Raw genomic sequence first — 4,887 nt, forward strand, 5'->3', positions numbered from 1 at the left:
ACCCCGGCTCTCAGGCCAGGGAGGACGTCAACCAGGATGGTCTCGCCGAGCGGCTGCGCGGGCCATCCGCCCGCCTCTCCGGTGCTTCCCGCGTTCGTGCCGTGGACGGCAAGCCGTAGATGACCTCCTGCAACTGCTGACGGCCGGGCGGCCAGGGCCGGCATCGGCCGACCTAGGTTTGCCCGATGCGCGTCTTCAGTGGAACAGGGCGAGGTAGTCGGTGCCGGCGTGCACCGCGGAGCCGATCATCGCGGCCGTGAGCGCGCTCGTGGTGAGCAGGACCGTCGCGGGCACCCGGGTGGCGCGGGGCGGCGCGTCGAGTAGCACGGCCATGCGTTCGGCCACCGCGTGATGGTGGAAGCCGCAGGCGGTGGGCGAAGGCCGGTCCTGGCCCGCCGCCGCAGACCCGGCGTCCCCGGCATCCCTGGCGTTTTGCAGCGTGGCCAGGGCTGCCTTCCCGAGAGCCCGGGCGAGGACGCGGCGTTGCCGGGGCTCTCGGGCGGCGTGCTCGTCCGCCCAGCGTCTCGACGAGATCGGGCAGGCGCCGCAGGAGCGGGTCGACCGCGGCGCAGCAGGCGACGGTCATCCGGAGCCAGTGGTGCCCACCGGTGAGATGGGCGTGCTCGTGGGCCAGGACGGCGTCGCGCTCGGCGGCGTCCAGGCAGTCGAGTAGGCCCGCGGTGATGACCACCCGGCCGCCGGTGACGCCACCGATCGCGCAGGCATCGGGCCGGCGCTGCGGCAGGACATGGACCCGCCCGGCCGGGAGGTGTCGAACCAGCCGCTCCGCCCTGATCAGGGCCAGGCCGTTGCGCGCGGTCGCGGCGAGCAGCATGCCCGCGCCGGCGCCCACGGCCACGACGGCCGCCAGGCCCGCCGAGGACGGTGGGAGCTCGCCTGCCCGGGCGACGGTCGTCGTGCCGAGCCGGTGCGCCAGGGCCGGCACGCGGTCGACGAAGCTCGCCGCCAGCAGGATCAGGGAGCTCATCCAGCCGGCCGCCGCCAGCACGGCGCTCGCCGCCAGCACGGCGCTCGCCGTCAGCGCGGCCGGTTTCATCCGATAGGGCAGCCTGCGGGCGAGCGCCGGTGCCCCCAACGCGATGACGACGTTGGTGATCAAGGGAACCCAGACCATGTACCTCATCGGAACCTCAGGTGCCGCATCGGTCCGCCGGCCGGCATGCAGGCCGCTGTCATGACGACGGTGCACCCGAGGGTTCGGCCTCGCCCGGCGCCGCGCCTTCGCCATGATTCGACGACTCGGCCTCGCCTTCGGTGGCGGCCAGCAGGGCGAGGATGGTGGCCTCGTCGTCGGCGGTGAGCCCGGCGACGAAGTGGCTGAGGACCACGGCCCGGCCGCGGCCGTCCCCGAGCAGGCCACGCATGCGGTCGGCGAGCTGCCGGGCGGCGGCGCTGGTGGGGGCGTAGGCATGACCGCGCCCCGCGGCCGTTCGTTCAAGCAGGCCCTTGCCGTGCAGCCGGACCAGCGTCGTCGCGACGCTCGTGTAGGCGAGGTCGTGGCCGTCCTTGATCAGCGCCTCCTGGGTCTGGGCCGGGGTGAGCGGCCCGTCGGCCTCCCACAGCACGGCGAGGACGGCCGACTCCAACTCTCCGGCGACCCGCCGGTTGGCTCCCTTGCCCCGCATGGCGGCCAGTCTAACACCCAGCTACTACACCGGTAGTAATACTATCGCTGTAGTACTACTTCGGTAGTTGAAGATGCGCCGCCACCGAACGGCGCCAGGCAGGATCGGAGTCACGGTGGGACCTACGCAGATCAACGGCCTACCGGCGCATGCGCTGCTCGTGGATGTCGTCGTCGTGCTCGTGCCACTCGCGGCGCTGCTGGTGGTGCTGTCCGCCCTCTGGCCGGCCGCCCGGCGCCGGCTCGGCGTGCTCACCCCGGTAATTGCCCTGGTCGCGCTGGTGAGCGTGCCGCTGACCACTCACGCCGGGGAATGGCTGGAGCACCGGGTGCCCCCGGACGAGCTGGTCCGCCGGCACGCCGAACTCGGCGACGGTCTGCTGCCGTGGGCCGGTGGGCTGTTCGTCCTGGCGGCCGTGGCGTGGCTGGTGGCCCGGCGGACGGCCGCGACGGTCGACGGCGGGGCGGCTGGAACGGCGGCCGGCGGGGGGGGCTGCGACCACGGACGGCGGGGTGGCTGCGACCACGCGGCGTGGCGGGCTGGCGGTGACGATCGTGCTCGCGGTGCTGAGCGTCGTGGTCGCCGTCGGTTCGGTCGTGCAGATCTACCGGATCGGCGACAGCGGCGCGAAGGCCGTCTGGCACGACAGCTTCACTCCGACCCCCGGGAACGGTGGCTGACCGGCACCGCCTCAACGGCCTCCGGCCCCTTAGCCGCCTCAGGTGACGAAGGGGCTTCGGCACGGGTTGCCTGCTGGACTTCGAGCAGCGACTCGGCGTGCCGTTCCGCCTCGAAGGCTGCGACCCCGCCGCGGACCCCGAACAGCCGCTTGCTGGCGACCAGGTAGACCACGGCGCCAAGGTTAAGGACGAGGGCGCCGATCCGCAGCACCGTGATGCGCTCGGTGAGTTCGTAGATCTCCAGCGGCAGGAATGCGGAGGTTGCCACGACCGCGAAGTACTCGCCCCAGCGTTTGAGCAGCCACAGCCCGACCCCCTCGACGATCTGCACCGCCGCGTAGCCGAACAGCAGCACCGCCACCAGCAGCAGCGTCTTCGGCCGGGTGTAGAGCAGGTGGTGCAGGTGCTCGATCGTCGGGGAGTGGTTCAGGTCGAGGTGCAGGACGTCGGCGAGCGGCCGCGCTGCGGGCACCGCGCGGTCGAACAGCCGCTGCACGGCCTCCTCGGACCGGCGGAACCGCAGGATGGCGTAGCCGACGAGCACCATCAGCAGCGCCCGGACCAGCCGCTCCACCGCGAGCAGCCGCAGCACCGTGGCATCGCGCAGGGCCCGCCCCCGAAGCAGAGTCGGAGCGTCCTGCGCGGGCCCGGCCTGCGCCGGCTCGCCGACGACGAAGTCCCCGCAGCGCAGGCACCGCCAAGCCACCCCGACGGCGGTCGTGGCCGTCAGCCGCGCCGCCAACTCGGGTTCGTCAGGCCGATAGGTGGCATGCCCCTTGCGGGCACAGGCCCGCAGCTCCCAGTCCACCCGCAACCCCGCCAGCTCCTCACATCACCGTGTTCACGCGGACCAGCCTCACGCGCCCGTCCCGGCGCATGTGGACCGGTCGGCCCGTAGCCGCAGTCTCACATCGGCCTCACGTTGCGCACCGGCATTGACACAATTCCGACACATTCGCGACGACGGTGACCGGACGGCCCCGCACCGGCATTCCCGAGACTGGGATGGACGATGAGCGGCCGGTGTTACTGGGCCAGGAAATCGGCCAGTGCGGTGTGTTCCTCTGATGTGAGCGGGTTCGCGCTGTAGTGGAGCCGGGCCGAATCATCGAGTGGCTCAACGCCAACAGTAAGGGCCGAGCCGCGGTCGTGATCGATGAAGCGCGAACTCGGGGCCCACGCCCACACCGCGTTGCCGCCCCCTGGTTGCGGCATGGGCCGAGCCACCACAATCGCGCAACGGACCCGCGGGGCCGCGGGCAATCTTCGATGCTGTTGTTGGCGCAGGGTCACTTAGCGCTGCTTCTGAGTCGTCCTGGCCTGGCCAAAGCCGGGGCGCGGCTGGAGCAGATCGTTGTCCTCTAACCTCGCGGTGTTCTGGGCCCACGTCGTCGCGCTGCGCATCGCGCTCGTGATCTTCGTTGGTCTGGTGGCGGGCATCCTCGCCTTCCCCAACCGGCTCTCGTCCGGCCGGAGCCGTTTTGGCCGCCGGCGGCCTCCTTCGGTGGGGCGCTCGCGGTGAGCGTCGCCTCGGCGCTCTCCGGCGTGAAGCCCGAACCAGCCTCGGAACCCTCGGTTTCACTCCTGGAGGCTGAGGGCTCCGAGGTGCCCGGGTGACGGCCAGAGTTGATCGTGGTCTCCGCCGGTACTCCGTGTCGCCTGACTGCCTTCCCACCTCACCGGTGGTCCTGCCGCCCCGTCGCACCGTCTGGTTGGCAGGACCACCAACACGCAAGGACGGTCCGGCCGCTGCGATCGCAGTTCCAGGACAAAGAGGAGAAGCCACCGTTTCGTCGAAAGGCTGCCACACCTGCCGGAGAAAACGCGCGGGCCGCGGACGGTCGGGACAACGCCGCACCGCATCAGATGTAGAGGCCGACACCAGCCCAGTAGACCAACTACGAGGCCCGGGTCAAGGCGGCGAACCGCTTCAATAAGGTGCCCACAGGCAAGCAGCTCGTCCACAGGCGGACTGGTTCGTCGTGGCGCATGTGGGAGATCCGGCTTGAGGACTTTCCTGCTTGGCGGATGGCTGTGTTGGAGCCGATCCACGCGCCGGCCACGCTACACAAACCGCATCCGGTGGTGGTGACGCTCCGCGACGGCGAAGCGATCAAGAGGAGATCGAACTTCGGGCCGAAGCCGCCGAAGCAGATCGGCTGGCGATCGAAGCTGCCGCCCGTGAGCGCCGCCGGCAGTGGGAGGCTGCCATGGCCAAGGCCAAGCTCGATCATCGGGAGGCGCGCCGGACGAAGGTGCTGGAGCAACAGATGGCGGCTTGGCGCCATGCGGGGCAGCTCCGCGAGTACATCGCGGCGATGGCGGAACGGATCGGCTCGATGGACGGTGCCGAGGCGAAGGCCGCTACGGAATGGCTGGCCTGGGCCACCGAACACGTGGCACGGGTCGACCCGCTCAACAGCCGACTGGCGATGCCACCGGATCCGGAACCGAAGGCAGAGGATCTAAGGCAGAGGATCTGAAGCCGTTTCTCGGCAGGTGGAGTCTGTACGGACCGGAGACTGGTTACTACGGGTAGCTGTCCGGGGTGCCATCAGCAG

The 4,887-nt window shown here is 71.0% G+C and carries 8 protein-coding genes; 3 read left to right on the forward strand and 5 right to left on the reverse strand.

The window, feature by feature from the left end; translation table 11 throughout:
* Window positions 1-172: 172 nt before the first annotated feature.
* The 3 genes from G6R25_RS21500 to G6R25_RS28215 all read right to left on the reverse strand — a co-directional run bounded on the left by G6R25_RS21500 (window position 173) and on the right by G6R25_RS28215 (window position 2,148).
* On the reverse strand, window positions 173-1,135 hold the full coding sequence (locus G6R25_RS21500) for a M48 family metalloprotease (RefSeq protein ID WP_163554356.1): 963 nt from the start codon (window positions 1,133-1,135) through the stop codon (window positions 173-175).
* Window positions 1,136-1,193: 58 nt separating this feature from the next.
* Complete coding sequence (locus tag G6R25_RS21505; protein WP_163554357.1) at window positions 1,194-1,646, reverse strand: BlaI/MecI/CopY family transcriptional regulator; 453 nt, start codon at window positions 1,644-1,646, stop codon at window positions 1,194-1,196.
* A 139-nt stretch (window positions 1,647-1,785) separates the two neighbouring features.
* Window positions 1,786-2,148, reverse strand: coding sequence for a hypothetical protein (locus G6R25_RS28215; protein ID WP_235949380.1), 363 nt, complete (start codon window positions 2,146-2,148; stop codon window positions 1,786-1,788).
* A gap of 10 nt (window positions 2,149-2,158) precedes the next feature.
* Here G6R25_RS28215 and G6R25_RS28220 point away from each other — a divergent pair, with 10 nt between their 5' ends.
* Window positions 2,159-2,326: a hypothetical protein gene (locus tag G6R25_RS28220; protein WP_235949383.1), complete on the forward strand. Its 168-nt coding sequence runs from the start codon at window positions 2,159-2,161 to the stop codon at window positions 2,324-2,326.
* Here G6R25_RS28220 and G6R25_RS21515 read toward each other — a convergent pair.
* Window positions 2,298-3,134, reverse strand: coding sequence for a DUF2127 domain-containing protein (locus G6R25_RS21515; RefSeq protein WP_235949385.1), 837 nt, complete (start codon window positions 3,132-3,134; stop codon window positions 2,298-2,300). The genes G6R25_RS28220 and G6R25_RS21515 overlap by 29 nt on opposite strands.
* 546 nt (window positions 3,135-3,680) lie before the next feature.
* Between G6R25_RS21515 and G6R25_RS21520 the strand changes: the two genes are divergently transcribed.
* Entirely contained in the window at window positions 3,681-3,848 is a 168-nt protein-coding gene (locus G6R25_RS21520; protein ID WP_163554359.1) for a hypothetical protein, read from the forward strand.
* Window positions 3,849-4,224: 376 nt separating this feature from the next.
* On the opposite strand, the gene G6R25_RS21525 is transcribed toward G6R25_RS21520, so the two are convergent.
* Window positions 4,225-4,560, reverse strand: coding sequence for a hypothetical protein (locus G6R25_RS21525; RefSeq protein ID WP_163554360.1), 336 nt, complete (start codon window positions 4,558-4,560; stop codon window positions 4,225-4,227).
* Here G6R25_RS21525 and G6R25_RS21530 point away from each other — a divergent pair.
* Window positions 4,537-4,809: a hypothetical protein gene (locus tag G6R25_RS21530; protein ID WP_163554361.1), complete on the forward strand. Its 273-nt coding sequence runs from the start codon at window positions 4,537-4,539 to the stop codon at window positions 4,807-4,809. The two genes, G6R25_RS21525 and G6R25_RS21530, sit on opposite strands and share 24 nt — an antisense overlap.
* Window positions 4,810-4,887 lie beyond the last annotated feature (78 nt).

The organism is Candidatus Frankia alpina (assembly GCF_902806485.1).
GTDB lineage: Bacteria > Actinomycetota > Actinomycetes > Frankiales > Frankiaceae > Frankia > Frankia alpina.